The sequence below is a fragment of the Acidobacteriota bacterium genome (genome assembly GCA_009861545.1).
Classification (GTDB): Bacteria; Acidobacteriota; Vicinamibacteria; order Vicinamibacterales; family UBA8438; genus WTFV01.
In genome coordinates this window covers 15,652-37,109 of record VXME01000095.1, presented here as the reverse complement: position 1 = coordinate 37,109, position 21,458 = coordinate 15,652, and the positions used below count along the sequence as shown (strand labels likewise).

Below are 21,458 nucleotides of genomic sequence, written 5' to 3'. Positions count from 1 at the left end.
CCTGGCCGGACGTTCCATGCGTGTCGAGCGCAGCATGAATCGTCACTCGCCGAGCCAGTGTTCCACGTGACCGGCGAACTCCTCGAAGTCGTCGAGGGACTCGCCAAGCAGCTTGGCGACGAGGTCGAGGTCGACGTCGAGATAGCCGTGCACGAGCACGTTGCGGAAGCCGGCGATCGCGCGGAAGCGCTCACCGAACGGCGCCGGCAGCACGTTCGCTTCCACGAGACAGTCGATGGCCGAGCCGTAGGTCGCCGGGTCGAGGCCGGTCGCGGACGCGATGTGGCTGGCGATGTCGAGCGCGTTCTGCGCACAGAGCTGGAGGCCGCGTTCGATGATCCATCGAAGGTCGGAGTCCGCGCGGAGCAATTGCGGCGAGACGCCGGCGTGCCGGCGCAGCGCGGCCAGCGCCTGGCGCAGGGCGATCAGGTGCCGGTCCACGACTTCCCGGTCGATGTGGCCAGGGGTCACCGACGGTCCTTGCCGGCCGCGAAGCGCCGCGCGGCGTCCATCTTCGCCATCTGCGGGAGGAAGTCGAAGTACCGGGAGAGTGCCTGTCCGGCGCGGTTGGTCGTCGCTCGCAGATCCCGAGAGAGCAGCCGCACACCATCGCGCAGCACGCGGTGATAGAGCAGAGGCGGCGCGGCGTTGAGGACGACGACGTCTATCGCGTTCGTTCCGAGCGCAGCCATCAGGTCGGTCGTCAGGTCTGCCTGGTACCCGAAGGGACCGGCCTCGATGCGGGCTTCGTCGACATAGACGGCGACGTCGACATCGCTCCGGCGGTGCGCGTTCCCGCGGGCGTGCGAACCGAACAGGTAAGCCTCCAGGATTTCCGCCCGCGGCTCCAGCGCTCGTCCAAGGCGCTCCATGAGCGACCGTTCGATCTGCCCGGACTTCATGTCTGCATCATGCGGTATCGACGCGGAGCGGTGCAAGGCGGCCCGGCGGTGCGAGGGCCGCCGAAGAGAACCAGCCCGATGTACGTTCTTGGATCGGTGAGATCAGTTCCTGCTGAGGGCGATGCCCGGCCGGTGAGCAACGCGCCGACCCGGGTCGCGTCATCATTCGGCCGGTTCGGTCAGGAGCAGGCGGTGTAGACCATCCCGGAATATAATCCTGATTGGTCCAGCCAAGCAGGAATACACTCCGAATGGGTTCGTACCGCCGCGAGCTCGTTTTCGACCTTCCGGAACGGCAGTCGGCCTTCCTGTGGGGGCCGCGCAAGACGGGCAAGTCGACGTTGCTCGCCGAACGGTTCCCGGGCTCCGCCCGCTTCGACCTGCTCGAGACCCGCACCGCTCTGGACTTCACGCGTGAACCCTGGCTGTTCACCGAGCGGGTACTGGCACTCGACGGGAGTCGCCGCGGTCGACCCATCGTCGTCGACGAGGTGCAGAAGGTGCCGGCCCTGCTCGACGAGGTGCACCGGCTCATCGAGCAGCACGGCCTGGCGTTCGTGCTCTGCGGATCGAGTGCCCGGAAGCTGAAACGGGGCGGGGCCAACCTGCTGGGCGGCCGGGCGTGGCGGTTCGGGCTGCATCCGCTCGCGTGGCCGGAGGTTCCCGAGCTCGATCTGCTGCGTGCGCTGAATCGGGGGCTCGTGCCGCAGCACTACGACGCCACCCACCATCGCCGCGCGCTGGCCGGGTACGTCGACGACTACCTGAAGGAGGAGGTCTTCGCCGAGGGGCTGACCCGCAACGCGTCGGCCTTCGCGCGCTTCTTCGACGCGCTGGGCTTCTGCCACCGGCAGGTGCTGAACTTCAGTAGCGTCGCGCGCGATTGCGGCGTGGATGCCAAGACGGTGCGCGAGTACTTCCAGATCCTCGTCGACACGTTGCTCGGGGAGTTCCTCGAGCCGTTCAGCCGGCGACGGTCGCGCGCCGTCCTCGTCCGAGCGCCGAAGTTCTACCTCTTCGACGTCGGCGTGGCCGGCTACCTGAGCGGGCGCCGCCTGGAGCGCGCCGCGGGACCGGCGTTCGGGCAGGCCCTGGAGCACTACGTGCTGATGGAGCTGCTGGCCTTTCGGAGCTACCGGGAGCGGGATGTCCCGATCCGGTACTGGCGGACGAAGTCAGGCCTGGAGGTGGACTTCGTGCTCGGTCGCGAGGCCGAGGTGGCCATCGAAGTGAAGGGCACGAGCCGCGTCCGGCCGGAAGACATGAAGGGCATCCGCGCGTTCCGTGAGGAGCACGGTCCGCGGCAAGCCATCGTCGTCAGTAACGATACTGCCCCGCGCCGTTCCGGCGACATCGATGTGCTGCCGTGGCGCGTCTTTCTGGAACGCCTCTGGGGGAACGCGATCATCGAGTGACCCCGGTGGGCTCGCGGCCGGCCGGGACGAGCGACTCCTCGCCGGGCCTCCGTCGCGCCATCGAGCGCGCCGCTCGCCCGCGAGGTCTTGAGCCCGCCGCTTCCCTGCATTAGCCTGTCCGCGACGTGACCTCCCCCCGGCTCGGCATCGGCTTCATCGGCAGCGGATTCATCACCCGCTTTCACATCCGCTCGCTGGTCGGCGTGCGCGACGCCGACGTGCGCGGCTGCTGGAGCCCGAACGCCGGGCACGCCGAGTCGGCGGCGGCGCTGGCGCGCGAGTTGGATGTGGGAGAGGCGCGCGCGTTTCCCTCCATCGAGGCGATGGTTGCCGACCCGGCGGTGGACGCCGTCTGGCTGTGCGGACCGAACCACGCGCGGGTCGCGAACCTGGAGGCGATCTGCGCCGCCGTGAAGGCCGGCGCGACACTGCGCGGCGTGGCCTGCGAGAAGCCGCTGGCGCGCACGGTCGCCGAGGCGAAGCGGATGCGCGCGCTCGTCGAGCAGGCGGGCCTGCCGCACGGCTACCTGGAGAACCAGATCTTCGCGCCGCCGGTGACCCGCGGCCGAGAGCTGATCTGGCGTCGCGGCGCCGCCCTGACCGGCCGGCCGTACCTGGCCCGCGCCGCCGAGGAGCACAGCGGACCCCACAGCCCGTGGTTTTGGCGGGGCGACCTGCAGGGCGGCGGCGTGCTGAACGACATGGCGTGCCACTCGGTGGAGGTGGTGCGGCACTTGCTGACGGCGCCCGGGGCGCCCCGCGTGTCCATTCGGCCAAGGCGCGTGACCGGCCGGATCGCATCCCTCAAGTGGAGCCGGCCCGAGTACAGCGACCGGCTGCGGCGGACGATGGGAGTCGCCGTCGACTACGCGGCACGTCCCGCGGAGGATTTCGCCGGCGTCACCATCGAGTACGAGGCGGACGACGGGACGCCGCTCATCGGCGAGGCGAGCACGTCGTGGAGCTACGTCGGCGCCGGGCTGCGGCTGAGCATGGAGCTGCTCGGCCCCGAGTACTCGCTGGCCGTCAACTCGCTCGACAGCGGCGTGAAGCTGTTCTTCAGCCGCGAGGTGCGCGGCGCGGCGGGCGAGGACCTGGTCGAGAAGCAGAATGCCGAGGTCGGATCGATGCCGGTCGTCGTCGACGAAACGGCCGAGTACGGCTACACGGCGGAGAACCGGCACATGGTCCGGGCGTTCCTCCGGGGAGAGACACCGGACCTGACCTTCGACGACGGGGTCGAGGTGGTCGAGCTGCTGATGACCGCCTACATGAGCGCCGAACAGGGGCGAACCCTGCCGTTCCGGCCCGACGGGCTCGACGCGTTCGTGCCGGCGGTGGCCCGGGGCACCTGGACGGGACAGGGCAGGCGGTGATGCGGTTGGACGGTCGGGACGGGGGTGGACTCATGCAGATCATCGCGCGTTGCAGTCCGGCCGGTGTTCGGGAAGCCCGCAAGTGCGGCGCCGCAGTCGAGCGGCCCGCGCTGCGCGGGTCCTCGATCGAACACACCCGAGATGCGTCCTCGACCAGCGCTGTGCGGGCGCCGGGATGGGTTCGGCACTGCTCGACTCTCCTTCTCGGGCTGCTCGTGCTCGTCCTTGCCGCTTCGGGATGCATGCACGGCGACGACCGGGGCATGTCGCTCGATCCGGACGAGTTCATCGCCACCGCGCAGTTGCCGGACGACCTCCGTCTCGAGCTGGCCGCCGAGGAGCCCGCCGTCGTCGATCCGGTAGCCGTCGCGTTCGATGCCGACGGCCGGATGTTCGTGGTCGAGATGGGTGGCTACCCGATGCGGCCGGAAGGCTCGCCGCCTGTGGGCCGGGTCAAGCGCCTGGTCGACGAGGACCTCGACGGCTACTACGAGACCTGGACGCTGTTCGCGGACGAGCTGCCCTACCCGACGTCGGTTCTGCCGTGGCGCGACGGCGTGCTGGTGACCGCGCCGCCCGACATCCTGCACCTGCGCGACCCGGACGGCGACGGGGTGGCCGACACGCGCGACGTCCTGTTCACCGGCTTCCCGGTCGAGAACACGCAGCACAACATCAACGGGCTCACCTGGGGCATCGACAACTGGGTCTACGCCGCCAACGGCGGCAACCACGGCAGCGGTCATCCGGCCGGCCGGCCCGAGGCGGCCGTCTCGATTCGCGGCGCCGACTTCCGCTTCCGGCCCGACACCGGCGCGCTGGAGCAGTCTTTCGAGACCACGGGGGGACACGGCATCGCCTTCGACGCGTGGGGCCGGATGTTCGGCACCCACAACGTAAACCACATCCAGCACATGGTCTTCCCGATCCGATACCTGCGGGACAACCCGTGGCTGGTGCTGCCGACCACGCGCGACATGATCTCGGACCACGGCAGCTCGGCGCAGCTCTTCCAGGTGTCCGACGCCCAGACCCGCGTCAACAACCCGGATCAGTCCGGGCACTTCTCGGGCGGCTCCGGGATCGCGTACTACGGCGGCGGCGCGCTGCCGGCGGCCTATCGGGACAGCCTCTTCGTCAACGACGTGGTGGTCAACGTCGTGCACCAGGACGTGCTGACGCCGGACGGTCCCAGCTTCACGGCGAGCCGCCGGGCCGAGGGGGTGGAGCTGCTGGCGGGGCGCGACAACTGGTTCCGGCCGGTCAGCGTGGCGACCGGGCCGGAAGGGGCGCTCTACGTCGTCGACATGCACCGCGAGGTCATCGAGCACCCGGAGTGGATCCCGGATGCGGTCGAAGCGACGCTCGACCTGCGGGCCGGAGACGAGAAGGGACGGATCTACCGGATCGTGCCGCGTGACGGGCTGGCCCCGGTGCGTCCGGCGCTGGCCGGGGCCGATCCGCCGGCGCTCGTGGACAGCCTGGCCCATCCGAACAAGTGGTGGCGCGACACGGCCCAGCGCCTCCTGGTGGAGCGGCGGGACGCGTCCGCGGTGCAACCGCTCCGCCGCGTGCTCCGCAACGGCCGGGACCCGCTGGCCCGGCTGCACGCGCTATGGACGTTGCGGGGGCTCGATGCGTTGCAGGTGGGCGATCTCCGCGGCGCGGTGCAGCGCGGGCCGGGCGGCGTCCGTGAGAGCGCCGCGGTGCTGGCCGCGGACCACCTGGACGATCCGAACGCGGCGGACCTGGTCGCGCAACTGGCCGGCGACGCCGACGCCCGCGTCCGGATGCAGGCCGTGTTGACGCTGGCCGGCGTGAACACGGCAAGCACGAGGGGCGCGCTGCAACGGGTGCTCCGGGAGGACGCGCAGTACGACTGGACGCGCTACGCGGTGCTGGCCGCCATCGAGAACGACCACGCGGAGGTGCTGCGGGGCCTGCTCGACACGGATGGCGGCGGAGGCGGGCCCGACCGGGAGGCCGGCCTGCTCGACGCCGTACGCCACCTCGCGGCGATGGCGGTGGCCGCCGGCGGGGCGGACGATATCCGGAGCCTGTCCGACCTGGCCGTCCGGCCGGCCCAGGGGGACGCGCCTCGGGCGGCGCTGCTCGACGGCCTGGCCGACGGTCTGGAGCGGGCCGGGCCGCCGCCGGCCGCGGCCGGCCGGGCTGCGCGCGCCGTATCCGGGCTCCTGGATTCCAGCCACCCCGGTATCGTGCGGGCGGCGTTGCGGGTCGTCTCCGCCGCCGGCGCGACGGACCTGCCCGCCGTCGACCGCGCCCTGGAGCGCGCCCGCGTCCGCGCCTTGAACGAGGAACTGACGGTCGAGGCACGGATCGCGGAGATCGCACTGCTCGGCCTGGGCGCCTGGGCGCAGGTCGCAGAGACGCTGCTGGCGCTGATGGAGCCGCAGGCGCCGCCGGCGCTCCAGGTCGAGGCGGCCCGCGCGGTGGCCGGTCTGGACGACCCGGCGCGCGGCGGCGGAACGCTCGACCGCTGGCGCCGCTACGCGCCGGCGGTCAAGGACGTCGTGCTCGACATGCTGCTGCGGAACCAGCCGTTCCACGTGCTCCTGATCGAGGCGCTGGAGAACGGCGACCTGCGCGCCGGCGAGCTGGACCTCGACTTCGGGCAGCGTCGCCGGCTGCTGCGCCGGTCCACCGAGGACATCCACGCCCGGGCGGCCGCGTTCTTCACCGACGAGGAGTTCGGCAACCGGCAGGCGGTGGTCGACGAGTGGCTTCCGCAGGTGGTCGGCCGACGGGGCAGCGCCGAGCGTGGGGAAGCGCATTTCCGGACGCTCTGCGCCCAGTGCCACCGGTTCCGCGGCGCCGGCCATCCGGTCGGCCCGAGCCTGGACATGTCGTTCTTCCGGGGAGAGGAGGACCTGCTGACCTCGATTCTCGACCCGAGCGCCGCGTTCGCGCCCGAGTACGCCAACTACCTGGTGGAGACCGTCGACGGCGAGCTGCTCAACGGCATCCTGGCCGCCGAGAACGACGCCGCGGTCACGCTGGCGCGGGCGAACGGCGAAACCGACACCGTGCCGCGCCGCCGCATCCGCGAGTTCCGGGCGGAGGGTCTCTCACTGATGCCGGACGGGCTCGAGCAGGGGCTCGACGCCGCCGGGCTCGCGGACCTGCTGGCCTATCTGCGGCAGCACGATCACTGAGGGCGGCGCTCCGCGAGCCAGCGCTCGACGCGGTCCGCCAGCTCGTCGAAGTCGTCCAAGTGCTCGTCCAGCAGCGTGGCCATCTGCCGGCGGCCGAGCCTGGCGCCGCCCTTGCCGAGGGCGTCACCCAGCGGGGCGAAGTCCCCCAGCCGCTCCGCCAGGTCCGACGGCAGCACCCTCGCAGCCACCAGGCACGCGATCGACGACGGATAGGCCGCGGGATTCCGGCTGGCGGCGGGGCCGATCCGGCGCGTCAGCTCGATGAGGCTCCGGGTGTAGAGCTGCAGGCCGCGTTCGACGGATCTCCGGCGGCTGGCGTCCAGAAGCAACCTCCAGGGCGACAACTCGGCGTGCCGGCGGAGCGCGGCGACCGACTGGCGCAGCGCGAGAAGGTGCCGGTCGACGTCCTGTGGCGGCGGGCGCATGGAGTTGTCGAGTCTATCCGTTTGGCGCACCGGCCGCCGCGATCTAGAATGACGACTGGCGCTGCGTTCGCGGCGGACCCCATGCTGCGATTTTCGAAGAAGGCCGACTACGCGCTCATCGCACTGAAGCACCTCGCTTCGTGCGCGCCCGGAAGCTCGTCCAATGCCCGCGAGATCGCCGGGTGCTACGACATCCCCGTCGAGCTGATGGCGAAGGTGCTGCAGCGTCTCGTGCGAACGGGGATCGTCGCGTCGCATCAGGGGACCCGCGGCGGCTACCAGCTCGCGCGCGCCGCGACCCTGATCTCGGTCGCCGATGTGATCCAGGCCATCGACGGTCCGGTCCTCGTGACCGCCTGCTCGGACGAGGACGAGAGTTGCGAGCAGTACGCCAAGTGCAACGTGCGCGATCCGCTCTGGCGGCTCAAGGATCGCATCGTGCAATCGCTGGCTTCCTTCACCGTCAACGAGCTGGTCAGCGACGAGCCGCCCGAGCCGCTGCCGCTCACCGTGGTGCGGAGGCCCGCCGAGTCGACCTTCTCCGTTCCTGCCGCTGCCGATTGACAGCCTGCCCCGGACGGAGGCCTCCCGTGCGGCGCGCTCCGGCGCCGTGGGTTTCGGGAAGGCCGAAGGGAACCCGCCATGCCCGAATTGCCCGTTTACCTGGATCACCACGCGACCACGCCGGTCGATCCCCGTGTGGTGGAGGCGATGCTGCCGTACTTCGCCGAGCGCTTCGGCAACGCGTCGAGCCGCCACCACGCGTTCGGGTGGACCGCCCGCGACGCGGTGGCGGCGGCGCGCCGGCAGGTCGCCGAGCTGATCGGCGCCGACCCGCGGGAGATCTGCTTCACGAGCGGGGCGACCGAGTCCGACAACCTCGCGGTGCGGGGCGTGGTGGCGGCGGATCCGCGCCGGCCGCTGCACGTGGTGACGATGACGACCGAGCACCACGCCGTGCTCGATCCGTGCCGGCGGCTCGAGCGCGAGGGAGTCGAAGTGACGCGCGTGCCGCCGGCGCCGGACGGCCTCTGCGACGTGGCCGACGTCGAGCGCGCGCTGCGGCCCCACACCCGGCTGGTGTCGGTGATGGCGGCCAACAACGAGATCGGCGTCATACAGCCGGTGGCGCGGATTGCGGAGCTGACGCGGCCGCGCGGCATCGTGCTGCACACCGACGCGGCGCAGGCGGTCGGCAAGGTGCCGGTCGACGTCGAGGCGCTGGGGGTCGATCTGCTCTCGTTCACGGCCCACAAGATGTGCGGCCCGAAAGGCATCGGCGCGCTGTACGTCCGCCGCCGCCGCCCGCGCCTCTCCATCGATCCGCTGGTCGACGGCGGGGGACACGAGCAGGGTCTTCGATCCGGCACCCTCAACGTGCCGGGCATCGTCGGCTTCGGCGCCGCGGCCGCGATCTGTCAGGCCGATCTGGAGGAGGAGGGCGCCCGCGTGGGGCGTCTGCGCGACCGCCTTCTCGCGGGGCTGCGCGAGCGGCTGAACGGCGTGAGCGTCAACGGATCGCTGGCCGCGCGCCTGCCGCACAACCTCAACGTCAGCTTCGACGGGATCGAGGGCGAGTCGCTGCTCGTGGGGCTCGACGACGTCGCCGTGTCCTCGGGGGCGGCGTGCACGTCCGTGAACCCGGAGCCTTCGCACGTGCTGAACGCCATCGGGGTCAGCGACGCGCTCGCGCGCGCCTCCATCCGCTTCGGCCTCGGGCGCACGACGACGCGGGAGGACGTCGACTACGCGGTCGACAAGGTGGCCGGCCTCGTCGCCCGCCTGCGGGAGCTGTCGCCGCACGCCCGCTGACGCCGCGGGCGCCCGACCGAAGCCGCCTGCCGCGCTGACGCGGCCGCGGGCAATCGGGTACACTGGAACGCCCGACGATGATTGAGGTAACTGCCGCGGCGGCGAAGCGGATCCGCGACGCGATGGCGAACGACGGCGTGGCCGACGGTGGGCTGCGGGTCGGCGTCAAGGCGGGCGGGTGCTCGGGCTTCAGCTACGTGTTCCGGTGGGAGACCGAACCCCGGCCGGACGACGAGGTCTTCGAGGCCGACGACATGAGGATCTTCGTCGACCCGAAGAGCTACAAGTACCTGCGCGGCACCGTCCTCGACTGCGATGCGTCCATGCTCGGGCAGTCGTTGATCTTCCGCAACCCCAACGCGAAGAGCGAGTGCGGGTGCGGACTGTCGTTCGACGTGTAGCCGGGGGCCGGACGTCGGCGCGAGCCCGACATCCAGCGCCGTTGCGCAGTCATGTCCGCCACAATCGACACACCCGAGATCCGCCCGCGCCGGCCGCTCGTGGTCGTGTCCAACCGCGAGCCCTATCAGCATACCCGCGCCCGGGACGGGAGCATTCAGTGGTCGCCGACGACCGGCGGCGTCGCCGTGGCGCTCGACGCCCTGATGCGCGAACGCGGCGGGGTCTGGATCGCGCACGGGTCCGGCGAGGCGGACCGGGACGTCGTCGACGAACACGACCGCGTGATCGTTCCGCCGGATCGTCCCGGCTACACCCTGCGCCGGCTCTGGCTGACGGAGGAGGAAGCGAAGCAGTACTACGAGGGCTTCGCGAACGAGGGGCTGTGGCCGCTGTGCCACGAGGCGCACGTACGGCCCATCTTCCGCAAGCCGGACTGGGAGCGCTATCAGCAGGTCAACGACCGGTTCGCCGACGTCATCGAGGGGGAGCTTCCGAACCTGTCGGCGCCCGTCTTCATTCAGGACTACCATCTCGCGCTCGTCGGCGGGAGGCTCCGCCGCCGCCAGCCGGGGGTGAAGACGGCCATCTTCTGGCACATCCCGTGGCCAAGCGCCGATCGGCTCCGCATCTGTCCCTGGCGGCGCGAGATCCTGACCGGCCTCATCGGGAACGATCTCATCGCCTTTCAGCTCGATCGCGACCGCCGCAACTTCCTGGCCGCAGCCCGCGAGAGCGGCCTCGAGGTGACGCGCAACACCGTCCGCATGGGCAACCGGATCGTGGCGGTCAAGGCGGTGCCGATCGGCGTCGACTACGACCGGATCCAGCGGATCACGCAGGACCCGGGGCTCGGGGCGGAGCAGGCGCGCCTGCGGCAGGAGCTGGGGCTCGACACGCCGCTGATAGGTATCGGGGTCGATCGCCTCGACTACACGAAGGGCGTTCTGGAGCGCCTCGACGCCCTGGAGCTGCTGCTGGAGCGGCGCAGCGACGTGCGAGACAGGCTGACGTTCGTGCAGGTCGGCGTCCCCTCGCGTTCCAGCCTACCCAGCTACGTCGACGTCGTCGAGGCGATCGACCGCAAGGTGGCCGACATCAATGCGCGGCACGGATCCGGGCGGGCCATCCGCTACCGGAAGTCGTCGTTCCGGATCAAGCGCCTCGTGGCGCTCTACCGCCTCGCGAACTTTTGCGTCGTCAGCTCGTTGCACGACGGCATGAACCTGGTGGCCAAGGAGTTCGTCGCGGCGCGGGAGGACGAGGACGGGGTGCTGGTCCTGAGCGAGATGGCCGGCGCCGCGCAGCAGCTCCACGATGCGCTGCTCATCAACCCTTACGACGTCGAGGGCTTCACCTCGGCGATAGAGCAGGCGATCGACATGCCGCGCGACGAGCGCCGACGGCGCATGCACGCGATGCGGCGTATCGTGGCCGGTCGCGACATCTTCGGGTGGGCGTCCGACATCCTCGAAGGGCTCGAGCAGCTCAACCCGCGGGCGCTGCCCCCGGCGCCGGGCGTTCGCCCCGCCGAGCGCGAGCGGCGCAGCGTCAGCCGCGTGCGGATTCCGCCGGGCTCGCAACCGTCGTAGCGCCGCCAACCCCATCGCGGGGCTCCGTGTTCGGCCCCAGCCCCGACCGCCCCAGGCGCTTGCGCGGCAGAATTCACTGCGTTGCATTCTACGGCGCAAGCTCCTAGACTGCCGTGATGGCTGGCGCGGGGATTCTGTCCCACAGCATGCGCGCGTACTATCTGCCGCTGTCCGCCGGGCTGGTGCTCGCGGGCAGTGCGTTCATGCCGTGGATGCTGGTCGGCGAGCGCGGTCTGGGCGGCCTCCCCAGCATCGCCGGGATATGGGTCCTCGGGCTCGGGATCCTGGCCGCCGTCCTCGCTTTTCTCAGTGTGATCACGCGGAAGAACTCGCGCCACCCGTTGCTGCTCGTGGGGCTGGCGGCGTTCGGGATCGTCCTGGTGAGCGAGCAGTGGATGGAGCGGACCACCGCCGATCAGGTCTGGGCGCAGTCGCAGGCGCGCGCGATCGTGCAGGGCAGCCGGACCGCGGTCGCGGCGCCGAATCCGACGATGGCCCCGGGCGGCTACCTGGCCCTCGCGGCGGCCGGCGTGATCGTTCTCTTCGGCATGACCATCGTCGTCCGGCAGGCTTCGACACCCTACGCCGTGTCCGAGGACGACGACGCCTGAGTCCGGCGCGCGGCAATCATCTTGTCTTTCGGGGGAGCCAATGTTCGCGCGGATTGCCTCGGCGGGGCTGCGGGACGTTGCCGACAAGCTGGACGGCGGCATCCGCCTCGACATCGAGGACGGGATTCGGCTGTTCGACGCTCCGGACCTGCTGGCGGTCGGCTGGCTGGCCAATCGGGAACGCGAGAAGCGCCACGGCGGCCGCACGTTCTTCAACCACAACATCCGCCTGGAGGCGACCAACGTCTGCGTCGCCAGCTGTCTCTTCTGCGCTTTCGCCCGCCTGCAGCCCGGCGACGAAGGCGCGTACACCATGAGCCTGGAGCAGGCCTGGGACAAGCTGCGCGAGCGGGCCGACCAGCCGCTGACCGAGGTGCACGTGGTCAACGGACTGCACCCCGATCTGCCCTGGGACTACTACCTGGAGCTGCTGCGGGGCTTCAAGCGCATCCGGCCCGAGATCCACCTGAAGTGCTTCACCGCGATCGAGATCGCGTTCTTCGCCGAGCTCTACAGCATGACCGACGAGCAGGTCCTCCGCGATCTCATGGACGCGGGGCTCGATTCGCTGCCCGGCGGCGGGGCCGAGGTCTTCTCCGAGCGCGTGCGCCGCAAGATCTGCCACGACAAGGCGGATGCCGACCGCTATCTGGCGATCCACCGGCTGGCCCACCGGATCGGCATGCGCTCGAACGTGACGATGCTCTACGGCCACATCGAGACCGCCGAGGAACGCGTCGACCACATGCTGCGCGCCCGCGCCCTCCAGGACGAGACCGGCGGGTTCCAGGCCTTCATTCCGCTGGCGTTCCATCCCGACAACAACCGGATGGAAAAGCTGCCGGCCCCCACCGCCGCCGACACCCTGCGCGTGCATGCCGTTGCCCGCCTGATGCTCGACAACTTCTCGCACGTGAAGGCGTTCTGGATCGCCACCGGCGTCGGCGTGGCCCAGACCTCCCTCTGGTTCGGGGTCGACGACCTCGACGGCACGGTGCAGGAAGAGCGCATCTACCACATGGCCGGCGCCCCGACCCCCGAGGCGATGACCCCGGCCGAGATCTCCCGCCTCATCCGCGTCGCCGGCCGGGAGCCGGTGGAGCGCGACACGTTGTACAACGTCGTCTCGCAGCCGGCGTGAGGATCGCCGCGGCGCCTGGGCGCACTCCGGCGCCGACCGGGCAGGTGGGGATGCGTGGTAAGATTCAAGATAGCGTCAGGTTCCGCTTCGGGATCTGGCCTTTTTGATGACCTGAGCTTGAGAAACTTTTCACAAAGTTGACGGTCGCTGCGTAGCGGCATCGTTGACAGCCAGCAGCGCGGCGGGCGTTCTCGGTGGACGCTGGCGCCGACTCACCGGACGGGTCGGCGCCTTTTCTCGACGCGCGCTTGAGAAAAGTTTCACAAGCTGGAGCGCGGAGTGCGGTGATGGACGTCGAGGAACTGACCCGGTTCGAGAAGACCCAGATCGGAGAGCGGCAGGCGTTGCCGGACCGCTATCTCGGACTCTCCGACGACGAGATGGCCGAGCGGATCGCCCGGGCCCGCGCCGACCTCGGAGAGCGCCTGTTGATCCTGGGACACCACTACCAGCGCGACGAGGTGATCCGCTTCGCGGACTGCACCGGCGACTCGTTCAAGCTGGCGCGGCAGGCGGCCGACCGGCGCGACGCCGACTACATCGTGTTCTGCGGCGTCCACTTCATGGCCGAGAGCGCCGACGTGCTGAGCGCGCCGCACCAGCAGGTGATCCTGCCGGACCTGGCGGCGGGCTGCTCGATGGCGGACATGGCGGCCGCGGATCAACTCGAGGGCTGCTGGGCCGAGCTGCAGGCCCTCGGCGCCGCGGACGTCGTGCCGGTGACCTACATCAACTCGGCGGCGTCCATCAAGGCCTTCTGCGGCGCGCGGCGCGGCGTGGTGTGCACGTCGGGCAACGCCGAGCCGACGCTGCGCTGGGCATGGGCGCGCGGGCGGCAGATCCTGTTCCTGCCGGACCAGCACCTGGGCCGCAACACCGCCTGGCGGATGGGAGTGCCGCTCGACGAGATGGTCGTCTGGGACCCCGATCTGCCGAACGGCGGGGTGGATCCCGACGCGCTGCGCAACGCTCGCATGATCCTGTGGAAGGGGCACTGCTCCGTGCACACCCGGTTCACCGTGCCGCAGGTGGAGCACGTCCGGCGCACCCATCCCGGCGTGCGGGTCATCGTGCATCCCGAGTGCACCTGGGACGTGGTGCAGGCGGCCGACGACAGCGGCTCGACGGAGTACATCATCGACCGGGTCGCCGGCAGCCCGCCCGGGTCCACGTGGGCGATAGGCACCGAGATTCATCTGGTCAGCCGGCTGGCGGCCGGACTGGCCCCCGAGCGCACGATTCTGACCCTGGATCCGATCGGCTGCCTTTGCTCGACGATGTTCCGTGTGTCGCCGAACCACCTGCTGTGGGTGCTCGACGCGTTGCGCGACGGCGTCGTCCACAACCGGATCAGCGTGCCGGATCGCGAAAAGGAATGGACGCGGGTGGCGCTCGACCGCATGCTGGAGATTCACTGAACGCTTGGTCCAGCGGCGCCCGGACCGGATGCTGGAGAGCGGTCCGGAGCCGTCGCCGCCCAGGCTGCAGGTCCGCCGGCAGGCCGGATGCGCTCTGCTAAACTCGTTCGCTGCACTGCAACGCTTGGCGCTCGACGGGACCGGGCGCTTCGATCCCACAGGAGAGACTCAGACCGATGGCTCACGAACTGCCCCCGCTGCCCTACGACTACGACGCGCTGGAGCCGCACATCGACGCGGAGACGATGCGCATTCACCATACGAAGCACCACCAGACCTACGTCACGAAGCTCAACGGGGCGCTCGACGGGCATCCGGAGCTGGCCGCGAAGGGCGTCGACGAGCTCATCGCGGACCTGGGCAGCGTGCCGGAGGCGATCCGGACGGCGGTCCGCAACAACGGCGGCGGGCACTCGAACCACACGCTGTTCTGGCAGGTGATGAGCCCGAACGGGGGCGGCGCGCCGACCGGCGCCGTGGCCCGCGCGATCGACGCGGCGTTCGGTTCGTTCGACGCGTTCAAGGAGCGGTTCGCCGCGGCCGGGGTCGGCCGGTTCGGCAGCGGGTGGGTCTGGCTGATCAACGCGGGGGGCGCGCTGAGCATCGAGAGCTCGCCCAACCAGGACAGTCCCGTCATGGACGGCAAGACCGCCATCCTCGGCCTCGACGTCTGGGAGCACGCCTACTATCTGAAGTACCAGAACCGCCGTCCCGACTACATCTCCGCCTGGTTCGGCACGATCGACTGGGACGAGGTGAACCGGAGGCTCGGGTAGCCAGGGTCGTCTGCGCCGGCGCCGCCCGTCCGCGGCGCGGACTCCCGGCGCGCGACGCCCCGTAGCAATGGAGAACGGGAGGAGATCTTCGCGTCATGGCCTCGGTGCTCTTCCTGTTTCTCGCCCACCTCGCCGTCGGCATCGCCGCGTCGCTGCTGCTGGTGGGGCAGGCGGCGGGAGTCAAGTTCTTCCGCTTCAACGCCGGGCTGGCCGCCGTCCTCCTGCTGATTGCGCTGGCGTTCCGGCCTGATCCGCCGGCCGGTGCGCCGGCGGCCGCCTTCGGGTTCGGCTGCCTCCTCGTGGCGACCGGCGCGCTGCTCGTCTACTGGGCCACCATCGGCCGCGCGCTGGCCGCCCTGCGTCCGCTCCTGCTCTGGACCACCGCCTTGGGGGGCGGGGCCGCGCTCGTCGTGCAGGCTGCCGGCTGGTCGGTGGTCGAAGCCGGGCCGTCTCCGTGGTTGACGGCCGCGAGCTTTCTCTCGTCGGCGGCCCTGCTCGGGGGAAGCTGCACCGCGATGATCCTGGGCCACTGGTACCTCGTGCTGCCGTCGATGGACGTCTCCCTGTTGCAGCGGATCGTGAAGTTCCACATCGGATCGACGGTCGTACGAATCGCGGTCGTCGGCGCGGTCATCGCGGCGGCGATGGCCACCTGGCAGGCGCCGTCGGGGGCCGGCTTCGACCGCTACGCGCTGTCGATCGAGGGCGTTTTCCTCTGGCAGCGGGTGCTGTTCGGGCTGCTCGGACCCGCCGTGCTCTCGTACCTGACGTGGGAGACGGCCAAGATCCGCTCCACGCAGTCGGCTACCGGCATCCTCTACGTCGACTTCTTCACCGTGATCGTCGGCGAGGTGCTCGCGAAGTACCTGCTGATCTCGCAGCGGGTGCCGCTATGAACTTGACGATCATCTGTCCCGAGTGCGCCGGCAGGCTGCCGATCGCGGCGGCCGAGGCGCCGGCCGCGGTGCTGTGCGGCGGGTGCGACCGCGCGATCTCGCTCGCGGTGAGCGACAAGGTCCGCGCCGGCGAGGAGGTCGACGCCTGCCCCGTCTGCGAGGGGAGCGAGGTCTACGTCCGCAAGGACTTCGATCCCAAGCTCGGCCTGGCCGTGATCATCACCGGCGCCCTGGTCAGCGCCGGCTTCTATTGGTACGAGATGGACCTGGTGGCCTACGGCGTGCTCGGCGGCGCCGCGCTGCTCGACCTCGTCGTCTACGGCCGGCTGCGCGATCTGGAGGTCTGCTACCGCTGCCACACCGAGTTCCGCGGCGACCACCGGCGGACCGGGGAAGTCTTCGACCTCCACACGGCGGACGTCCTCGAGCTGGAGTGGGCGCGGCGGATCGGCAAGCGGTAACGCCCCGAGACGCTCGCAGGCTCGGCGTTTCGGCCCATCGACCTTGCGTCTCGCAAATCCGCTTCGCTGCGTTTTGCGGAGCAGGCTCCCGGACGGTCAGAACAGCGTGATGTCGACCCGCTCGCCTTCCTCGACCGCGTCGATCCCCATCGGGATCTCGATGTAGCCGTCGGCCTGCGACATGCTGGTGATATCGCCCGACGCCTTGAACGCCCCGACCGCGGCGCCGTCGACGACCCGCACCGAGTAGAACTGGTGACGGCCGCCGACCGAGGCGAAGCGGTGGGCCGCCGGGACGCTGACGGTCCGGGTCCGGTGCGGCGGCAGGTGCGCCATGCGGCGCAGCAGCGGCACCAGCAGCAGGTAGGCGTTCGACAGGCACGAGGTGGGGTAGCCGGGCATGCCGAGCACCGGCGTCGAGCCGATGTGGCCGAACGCGGTCGGCTTGCCCGGCTTGACCGCGATGCCGTGGAACGCCACGTCGCCCCGCCGACGGAGCACGTCGCGGGTCAGGTCGCGCTCGCCGACGGAACTGCCGCCGGAGAAGACCAGGATGTCCGTTCCGCTGGCGATGATGGCGTCCACCGCGGCGCCGAGCGCCTCGAGGGAGTCGCCGGTGATCGGATGTGCAGTGGCCGTCCCGCCGTGCTCGCCGATGACGGCGCCCAGGGTAAAGCGGTTGATGTCGTAGATCTGGCCGGGAGCGAGCGGTTGTCCCGGCTCGACGATCTCGTCGCCGGTGGAGACGATGCCGACACGCGGCCGGTCGTAGACGTCGACCTCGGCGATGCCGAGGGCGGCGATCGAGCCGACGCGGCTCGGGGTCAGCACGTCGCCGGGCTGCAGCACGGTCTGGCCGGCCTCGATGTCGGCTCCCCGGCGGCCGATGTGCTGCCGCGCATGCACGGCGGCCAGGATCTCGACCGCGTCGCCGCGGCGGTCGGTCTGCTCCACCATGACCACGGCGTCGGCGCCGTCGGGAAGCGGGGCCCCGGTCGCGATCTGGATGCACTCCCCGCGGACGAGCGCGCGGGTTGGGACCTCGCCGGTGTGGACCGTACCGACGCAGCGCAGCTCTGCGGGCGCTTGCGGACCCGCCCCGGACGTGTCGGCCGCGACCACCGCGTAGCCGTCCATCGCCGCGCGGTCGAACGGCGGTACGTCGCGGTCCGCGACGATTGGGGCGGCCAGCACCCTCCCGTTGGCCGCCGCCAGCCCGACGCGCACCGTGCGGTCGAGCGGCCGGGCGGCCTCGCCGACGATGCGCAGGGCCTCGTCGATCGGGATCGTCTCCCGAAAAGGGCGCATCTTCGTGCCGCGCCCGTCGAAGGTCACCGGCGGGCCTCGCGGACCATGTGGCCCAGCTCGGGGAGGATCAGTTTCGTCATCGCCAGCCGCACGGCGTTCTCCGAGCCGGGCAGGCTGATGACGATGGTCCCGCTGGCGAGGCCGGCGCAGGCGCGGCTCAGCATCGCTGCCGGTCCGATTTCCTCGTAGCTCAGGGCGCGGAACAACTCGCCGAAGCCGTCGATGCGCTTGTCGAGCAGAGCGGCGACCACTTCGTAGGTACCGTCCCGCCGCGTGATGCCGGTCCCGCCGGTCGCGATGACGACGTCGACGTCCGGGGTCTCGATGCCGGCCCGCAGCGCGTCGCGCACCCGCGCCGGGTCGTCCGGCACGATCGTCTTGCCGGCGACGTCGTGTCCCTGATGGGAGAGCAGCTCCACGATGGCGCCGCCGCCCCGGTCCGTCTCCTCGGTCCGCGTGTCGCTGACCGTGACGACGCGGCAGCGGGTCGTCGCCGGCCCCTCCGCGCGGTGCGCGATATAGCTCATGCGGACGATTATAGCGAGCGCCGCTCGAGGGACAGGCGCCGCTGCCGGGGCCGCGGGTTGTAGAATCCCGTGATGCGGGCGGAATCCACACGGTCGCCATTCCGTGGAGCGCCGGCGGCGCGGCGGCGATCCTGGGCTGCCTTCGCCGTGGCGGTCCTCGTGCTCGTGACGCCGGGGCCCGCCGTCCTTCCGGCCCAGGACGACCTCGACCCGGCGGCGCGGCGCTGGGTGGAGGAGACGCTCGACCGGCTGACCGTCGGCGAGAAGGTGGGCCAGCTCGTCACCCCTACGTTCCGGTCGGTCTACGTCAGCAGCGACAGCGCGATCCACGACGACCTCACGGCGCTGGTGCGGGAGCACCACGTCGGCGGCATGCACGTGTTCGGTGCGCGTCGGGGGCGGCCGGACGTGTTGCTCAACCCGACATACTCGCGGACGGTGCTCGGCCAGCCGCTGGCCGCGGCGTCGCTTCTCAACCGCCTGCAGGCGGCGGCGAAGATTCCCCTGCTGGTCACCTCCGACTTCGAGACCGGGGTCGGGTTCCGGATGGACGGCGCGACGAACTTTCCACGCGCCATGGCGTTCGGGGCGGCGGGCGATCCCCGCCTGGCCTTCGAGGCCGGCCGCATCACGGCGGTCGAGGCGCGGGCGATAGGCATCCACGTGAACTTCGCCCCGGTGGTCGACGTCAACAACAACCCGCGCAACCCGGTGATCAATACCCGGTCCTTCGGCGAGGATCCGGCGACCGTGGGCCGGCTGGCCGCGGCGTACATCGAGGGGCTGGCGGCCGGCGGCATGCTGGCCGTGGTGAAGCACTTCCCGGGCCACGGCGACACCGACGTCGATTCGCATCTCGATCTGCCGGTCATCCGGCACCCTCGCGAGCGCCTGGAATCGGTCGAGCTGCCGCCGTTCCGGGCCGGTATCGCGGCCGGGGCGGGCGGGGTCATGACCGCGCACGTCGCCCTGCCGGCGCTCGACCCGGACGCCCGCCGGCCGGCGACGTTCAGCCAGCCCATGGCGGGTGGGTTGCTGCGGGACGAGCTCGGATTCGAGGGGTTGGTCTTCACCGACTCGATGCGGATGCGCGCCATCACCCGCATGCTGCCGCCCGCCGCCGCGGCGGCGCGGGCGGTGGCGGCGGGGCACGACGTGGTCCTCGACTCGCCGGACGACCGGGCGGCTCTTGCCGGTGTCGGCACGGCGGTAGCGGACGGGACGATCGGGTCGGCGCAACTCGACGCGTCGGTGCGCCGCATCCTCGAGGCGAAGGCGCGGCTCGGTCTGCACCGCGGCTCCCGTGTCGACCTGAACGCCCTGCCGGCGCTCGTCGGCACCCGGGCGCACCGGGCCGTCGCCCGCGCGGTGAGCGAGCGATCCATCACGCTGATTCGGGACGCGACCGGTGATGTCCCGCTACGCGCGCCGCGCGACCGAGCGCTGCTCTACCTGTCGGTGCTCGACTACCCGTCGGGCTGGGGCATCGGCGCGCCGAGCCGCCTCGCGATTCCGGCGCTCCGGGCCCGCTGGCCCGACCTGACCGCGATCGAGCTGTCGGACCGGACGCCGCCGACCGACCTCGAGCTCGTGCGCGAGACGGCCGGTCGTTACGACGCCGTGGTCGCCGGCATCTTCGTGCGCACCGCTTCGTTCAGCGGCCGGATGGATCTGGACGAGGATCTCGTCGCGTTCCTGCGGGACCTGGCCGAAGACGCGGCCGAGCGCGGTCAGCCGTTCGTCTCCGTTTTCTTCGGCAATCCGTACGTGGCGCCCTCTCTGCCGGAGCTGCCCTCGGTGCTGCTGACCTACGACTACCGCGGGCTGTCCGAACGGACGGCGGTGAGGGCCATCGCGGGCGAGATTCCGATCGCGGGACGGTTGCCGGTCACCCTCGGCGACGGGCTCCCGGCCGGGCACGGGCTGACCCGCCCACGCGCCGTCCGGCGGTGATGCGAGCGCGCACCGGCCGGCGCCGATCCGGCCGCGCGGTCGGGTATATAATGGGCGTTTCGGCCACCGACGAACGCGCCCTTAGCTCAGCTGGATAGAGCGTCTGGCTACGAACCAGGAGGCCGCAGGTTCGAATCCTGCAGGGCGCGCCATCCTCTCTTCTTCGCCGTTCCCCTGAATTCCGAAACATCGCCTGAATAGCGGCGGTTTTCGGCACTCGACGGCGGCGGGCTCGCAGGGCCTTGACCCGGTGCAAAGGAAGACACCGGAATCTACCGGAACGCGCTGGAAGAGGCGGGAATCCACACCAACCTCCGAGCGCGAGCGCGTCCACAAGACTCTCGTCCACGACGGCCCCCCTGGCTCGGCAACGTGGGCGTTGCTTCAACGGTGCTGGCGCGACACGCTCCCTGGCAGCGTCTTGACGGCTGCGACGCGGTCGGCTGGTACAATGGAGAATGTTGTGAAAGTGCCGCTCCCAGCGGACCCAGGCGCGAACGGTCAGATGGCGGAGAAGGCACACGTGGCGGGCGGCGACACGCGATCGGCCGATCTCGTCGAGTTGTCGGTCGTCCTGGTCGCCACATCAAACAACCCGTCGATCGTCAATCCCGATTTCCTGACCGACAACGACATCGTCGACGAGCGCCGGCAGCTTCGAGAAGACCCCGTGACCACCCCCGTCTTCGCGCAACTTGTCTACGAGGACGGCCTGATCGTGCGCGCCGACCCCGAGCGGGTCATGTTCGTGCAGTCAGCGTCCGGAACGTCCTTGAGCGGCATCGTCTGCCCGAGAATGGCGGAGGGCTACGCCCGAGCCGTGCCGCACGTTCCGTACCGGGCGGTGGGCATCAATCCGAAACTTCACGTCTGCCTGTCGGCCGCCAACCCGGCCAAGGTGGCGAACGCGCTGGGTGATCAGGGTTCGTGGCTGTCGTACAAGGACAGCGAGCCGGAGATTCAGCTCAAGGCGATCTACCCTTTCGGTTCACGCAAGATAATCGTGGACGTACTCGGCGCGACGAGACGTCGTCCCAACGGCCAGCCCTTGCCGGGACTTCTGTTTCAGGGCAACGTCCACCGCGATCTGGAGCAGACCAGCTCGCAGAAACGCATTGAAGCGCTGATCTCCATCGTCAGCAACTGGGAGAGCGACGTGCTAGACTGCCGCACGCTAGCGGACAAGTTCACATCGTACGCGACGCGCGACCTGACATGATTTCGCTGCAGACCACACCGAGCTCAACGGATACGGCGCCAGGACGTATCA

20 protein-coding genes and 1 tRNA gene are annotated in these 21,458 nt (G+C 70.6%); 16 read left to right on the top strand and 5 right to left on the bottom strand.

Annotated features, from left to right (window positions below; translation table 11 throughout):
• Positions 1-42: 42 nt before the first annotated feature.
• The gene (locus F4X11_15710) at positions 43-471 is read right to left on the bottom strand and encodes a DUF86 domain-containing protein (protein MYN66454.1); all 429 of its coding nucleotides are present in this window, start codon (positions 469-471) and stop codon (positions 43-45) included.
• Entirely contained in the window at positions 468-902 is a 435-nt protein-coding gene (locus tag F4X11_15705) for a nucleotidyltransferase domain-containing protein (GenBank protein MYN66453.1), read from the bottom strand. Before F4X11_15705 ends, F4X11_15710 begins: the two co-directional genes overlap by 4 nt.
• 251 nt (positions 903-1,153) lie before the next feature.
• Here F4X11_15705 and F4X11_15700 point away from each other — a divergent pair, with 251 nt between their 5' ends.
• The 3 genes from F4X11_15700 to F4X11_15690 all read left to right on the top strand — a co-directional run bounded on the left by F4X11_15700 (position 1,154) and on the right by F4X11_15690 (position 6,869).
• The gene (locus F4X11_15700) at positions 1,154-2,317 is read left to right on the top strand and encodes an ATP-binding protein (protein MYN66452.1); all 1,164 of its coding nucleotides are present in this window, start codon (positions 1,154-1,156) and stop codon (positions 2,315-2,317) included.
• Positions 2,318-2,442: 125 nt separating this feature from the next.
• Entirely contained in the window at positions 2,443-3,693 is a 1,251-nt protein-coding gene (locus tag F4X11_15695; protein ID MYN66451.1) for a Gfo/Idh/MocA family oxidoreductase, read from the top strand.
• Positions 3,693-6,869 carry a c-type cytochrome gene (locus tag F4X11_15690; protein MYN66450.1) on the top strand — a complete coding sequence of 1,059 codons (3,177 nt, stop codon included), beginning with the start codon at positions 3,693-3,695 and terminating at the stop codon, positions 6,867-6,869. The genes F4X11_15695 and F4X11_15690 overlap by 1 nt, the downstream gene beginning before the upstream one ends.
• Here the strand turns inward: F4X11_15690 and F4X11_15685 are convergent.
• Entirely contained in the window at positions 6,863-7,294 is a 432-nt protein-coding gene (locus tag F4X11_15685; GenBank protein ID MYN66449.1) for a hypothetical protein, read from the bottom strand. The two genes, F4X11_15690 and F4X11_15685, sit on opposite strands and share 7 nt — an antisense overlap.
• 48 nt (positions 7,295-7,342) lie before the next feature.
• Between F4X11_15685 and F4X11_15680 the strand changes: the two genes are divergently transcribed.
• The 10 genes from F4X11_15680 (at position 7,343) to F4X11_15635 (ending at position 16,400) form a co-directional block, all read left to right on the top strand.
• Positions 7,343-7,858, top strand: a complete 516-nt coding sequence (locus F4X11_15680; protein ID MYN66448.1) for an Rrf2 family transcriptional regulator — start codon at positions 7,343-7,345, stop codon at positions 7,856-7,858.
• Positions 7,859-7,936: 78 nt separating this feature from the next.
• Positions 7,937-9,106, top strand: a complete 1,170-nt coding sequence (locus F4X11_15675) for an aminotransferase class V-fold PLP-dependent enzyme (GenBank protein MYN66447.1) — start codon at positions 7,937-7,939, stop codon at positions 9,104-9,106.
• Between the two features lie 77 nt (positions 9,107-9,183).
• Positions 9,184-9,507 (top strand): iron-sulfur cluster assembly accessory protein, encoded by a 324-nt coding sequence (locus F4X11_15670; GenBank protein MYN66446.1) that lies wholly within the window; start codon positions 9,184-9,186, stop codon positions 9,505-9,507.
• A gap of 51 nt (positions 9,508-9,558) precedes the next feature.
• Complete coding sequence (locus F4X11_15665; protein ID MYN66445.1) at positions 9,559-11,097, top strand: trehalose-6-phosphate synthase; 1,539 nt, start codon at positions 9,559-9,561, stop codon at positions 11,095-11,097.
• Between the two features lie 116 nt (positions 11,098-11,213).
• Complete coding sequence (locus F4X11_15660; GenBank protein ID MYN66444.1) at positions 11,214-11,708, top strand: hypothetical protein; 495 nt, start codon at positions 11,214-11,216, stop codon at positions 11,706-11,708.
• Between the two features lie 40 nt (positions 11,709-11,748).
• Entirely contained in the window at positions 11,749-12,849 is a 1,101-nt protein-coding gene (gene mqnE / locus F4X11_15655; protein ID MYN66443.1) for an aminofutalosine synthase MqnE, read from the top strand.
• A 287-nt stretch (positions 12,850-13,136) separates the two neighbouring features.
• On the top strand, positions 13,137-14,267 hold the full coding sequence (gene nadA / locus F4X11_15650; protein MYN66442.1) for a quinolinate synthase NadA: 1,131 nt from the start codon (positions 13,137-13,139) through the stop codon (positions 14,265-14,267).
• A 176-nt stretch (positions 14,268-14,443) separates the two neighbouring features.
• Positions 14,444-15,043, top strand: coding sequence for a superoxide dismutase (locus tag F4X11_15645; protein ID MYN66441.1), 600 nt, complete (start codon positions 14,444-14,446; stop codon positions 15,041-15,043).
• A gap of 95 nt (positions 15,044-15,138) precedes the next feature.
• Positions 15,139-15,939: a hypothetical protein gene (locus F4X11_15640; GenBank protein ID MYN66440.1), complete on the top strand. Its 801-nt coding sequence runs from the start codon at positions 15,139-15,141 to the stop codon at positions 15,937-15,939.
• On the top strand, positions 15,936-16,400 hold the full coding sequence (locus tag F4X11_15635) for a hypothetical protein (protein ID MYN66439.1): 465 nt from the start codon (positions 15,936-15,938) through the stop codon (positions 16,398-16,400). The genes F4X11_15640 and F4X11_15635 overlap by 4 nt, the downstream gene beginning before the upstream one ends.
• Before the next feature lie 96 nt (positions 16,401-16,496).
• Here F4X11_15635 and F4X11_15630 read toward each other — a convergent pair whose 3' ends face one another.
• Both F4X11_15630 and F4X11_15625 read right to left on the bottom strand, forming a co-directional pair.
• Positions 16,497-17,708, bottom strand: a complete 1,212-nt coding sequence (locus F4X11_15630) for a molybdopterin molybdotransferase MoeA (protein MYN66438.1) — start codon at positions 17,706-17,708, stop codon at positions 16,497-16,499.
• A gap of 23 nt (positions 17,709-17,731) precedes the next feature.
• Positions 17,732-18,235: a MogA/MoaB family molybdenum cofactor biosynthesis protein gene (locus F4X11_15625; GenBank protein MYN66437.1), complete on the bottom strand. Its 504-nt coding sequence runs from the start codon at positions 18,233-18,235 to the stop codon at positions 17,732-17,734.
• Positions 18,236-18,307: 72 nt separating this feature from the next.
• Between F4X11_15625 and F4X11_15620 the strand changes: the two genes are divergently transcribed.
• The 3 genes from F4X11_15620 (at position 18,308) to F4X11_15610 (ending at position 21,407) form a co-directional block, all read left to right on the top strand.
• The gene (locus F4X11_15620; protein ID MYN66436.1) at positions 18,308-20,188 is read left to right on the top strand and encodes a hypothetical protein; all 1,881 of its coding nucleotides are present in this window, start codon (positions 18,308-18,310) and stop codon (positions 20,186-20,188) included.
• A gap of 75 nt (positions 20,189-20,263) precedes the next feature.
• Positions 20,264-20,340 (top strand) — tRNA-Arg (locus F4X11_15615).
• Positions 20,341-20,609: 269 nt separating this feature from the next.
• Positions 20,610-21,407, top strand: a complete 798-nt coding sequence (locus tag F4X11_15610; protein MYN66435.1) for a hypothetical protein — start codon at positions 20,610-20,612, stop codon at positions 21,405-21,407.
• Positions 21,408-21,458: the final 51 nt, after the last annotated feature.

Excerpts from the sequence above, each read along its gene's own strand:
- F4X11_15705 (MYN66453.1), bottom strand. The coding sequence starts at position 902 with ATGAAGTCCGGGCAGATCGAACGGTCGCTCATGGAGCGCCTTGGACGA.
- F4X11_15700 (MYN66452.1), top strand. The coding sequence starts at position 1,154 with ATGGGTTCGTACCGCCGCGAGCTCGTTTTCGACCTTCCGGAACGGCAG.
- F4X11_15690 (MYN66450.1), top strand. The coding sequence starts at position 3,693 with ATGCGGTTGGACGGTCGGGACGGGGGTGGACTCATGCAGATCATCGCG.
- F4X11_15685 (MYN66449.1), bottom strand. The coding sequence starts at position 7,294 with ATGCGCCCGCCGCCACAGGACGTCGACCGGCACCTTCTCGCGCTGCGC.
- F4X11_15680 (MYN66448.1), top strand. The coding sequence starts at position 7,343 with ATGACGACTGGCGCTGCGTTCGCGGCGGACCCCATGCTGCGATTTTCG.
- F4X11_15675 (MYN66447.1), top strand. The coding sequence starts at position 7,937 with ATGCCCGAATTGCCCGTTTACCTGGATCACCACGCGACCACGCCGGTC.
- F4X11_15670 (MYN66446.1), top strand. The coding sequence starts at position 9,184 with ATGATTGAGGTAACTGCCGCGGCGGCGAAGCGGATCCGCGACGCGATG.
- F4X11_15665 (MYN66445.1), top strand. The coding sequence starts at position 9,559 with ATGTCCGCCACAATCGACACACCCGAGATCCGCCCGCGCCGGCCGCTC.
- F4X11_15660 (MYN66444.1), top strand. The coding sequence starts at position 11,214 with ATGGCTGGCGCGGGGATTCTGTCCCACAGCATGCGCGCGTACTATCTG.
- mqnE (MYN66443.1), top strand. The coding sequence starts at position 11,749 with ATGTTCGCGCGGATTGCCTCGGCGGGGCTGCGGGACGTTGCCGACAAG.
- nadA (MYN66442.1), top strand. The coding sequence starts at position 13,137 with ATGGACGTCGAGGAACTGACCCGGTTCGAGAAGACCCAGATCGGAGAG.
- F4X11_15645 (MYN66441.1), top strand. The coding sequence starts at position 14,444 with ATGGCTCACGAACTGCCCCCGCTGCCCTACGACTACGACGCGCTGGAG.
- F4X11_15640 (MYN66440.1), top strand. The coding sequence starts at position 15,139 with ATGGCCTCGGTGCTCTTCCTGTTTCTCGCCCACCTCGCCGTCGGCATC.
- F4X11_15635 (MYN66439.1), top strand. The coding sequence starts at position 15,936 with ATGAACTTGACGATCATCTGTCCCGAGTGCGCCGGCAGGCTGCCGATC.
- F4X11_15630 (MYN66438.1), bottom strand. The coding sequence starts at position 17,708 with ATGCGCCCTTTTCGGGAGACGATCCCGATCGACGAGGCCCTGCGCATC.
- F4X11_15625 (MYN66437.1), bottom strand. The coding sequence starts at position 18,235 with ATGAGCTATATCGCGCACCGCGCGGAGGGGCCGGCGACGACCCGCTGC.
- F4X11_15620 (MYN66436.1), top strand. The coding sequence starts at position 18,308 with ATGCGGGCGGAATCCACACGGTCGCCATTCCGTGGAGCGCCGGCGGCG.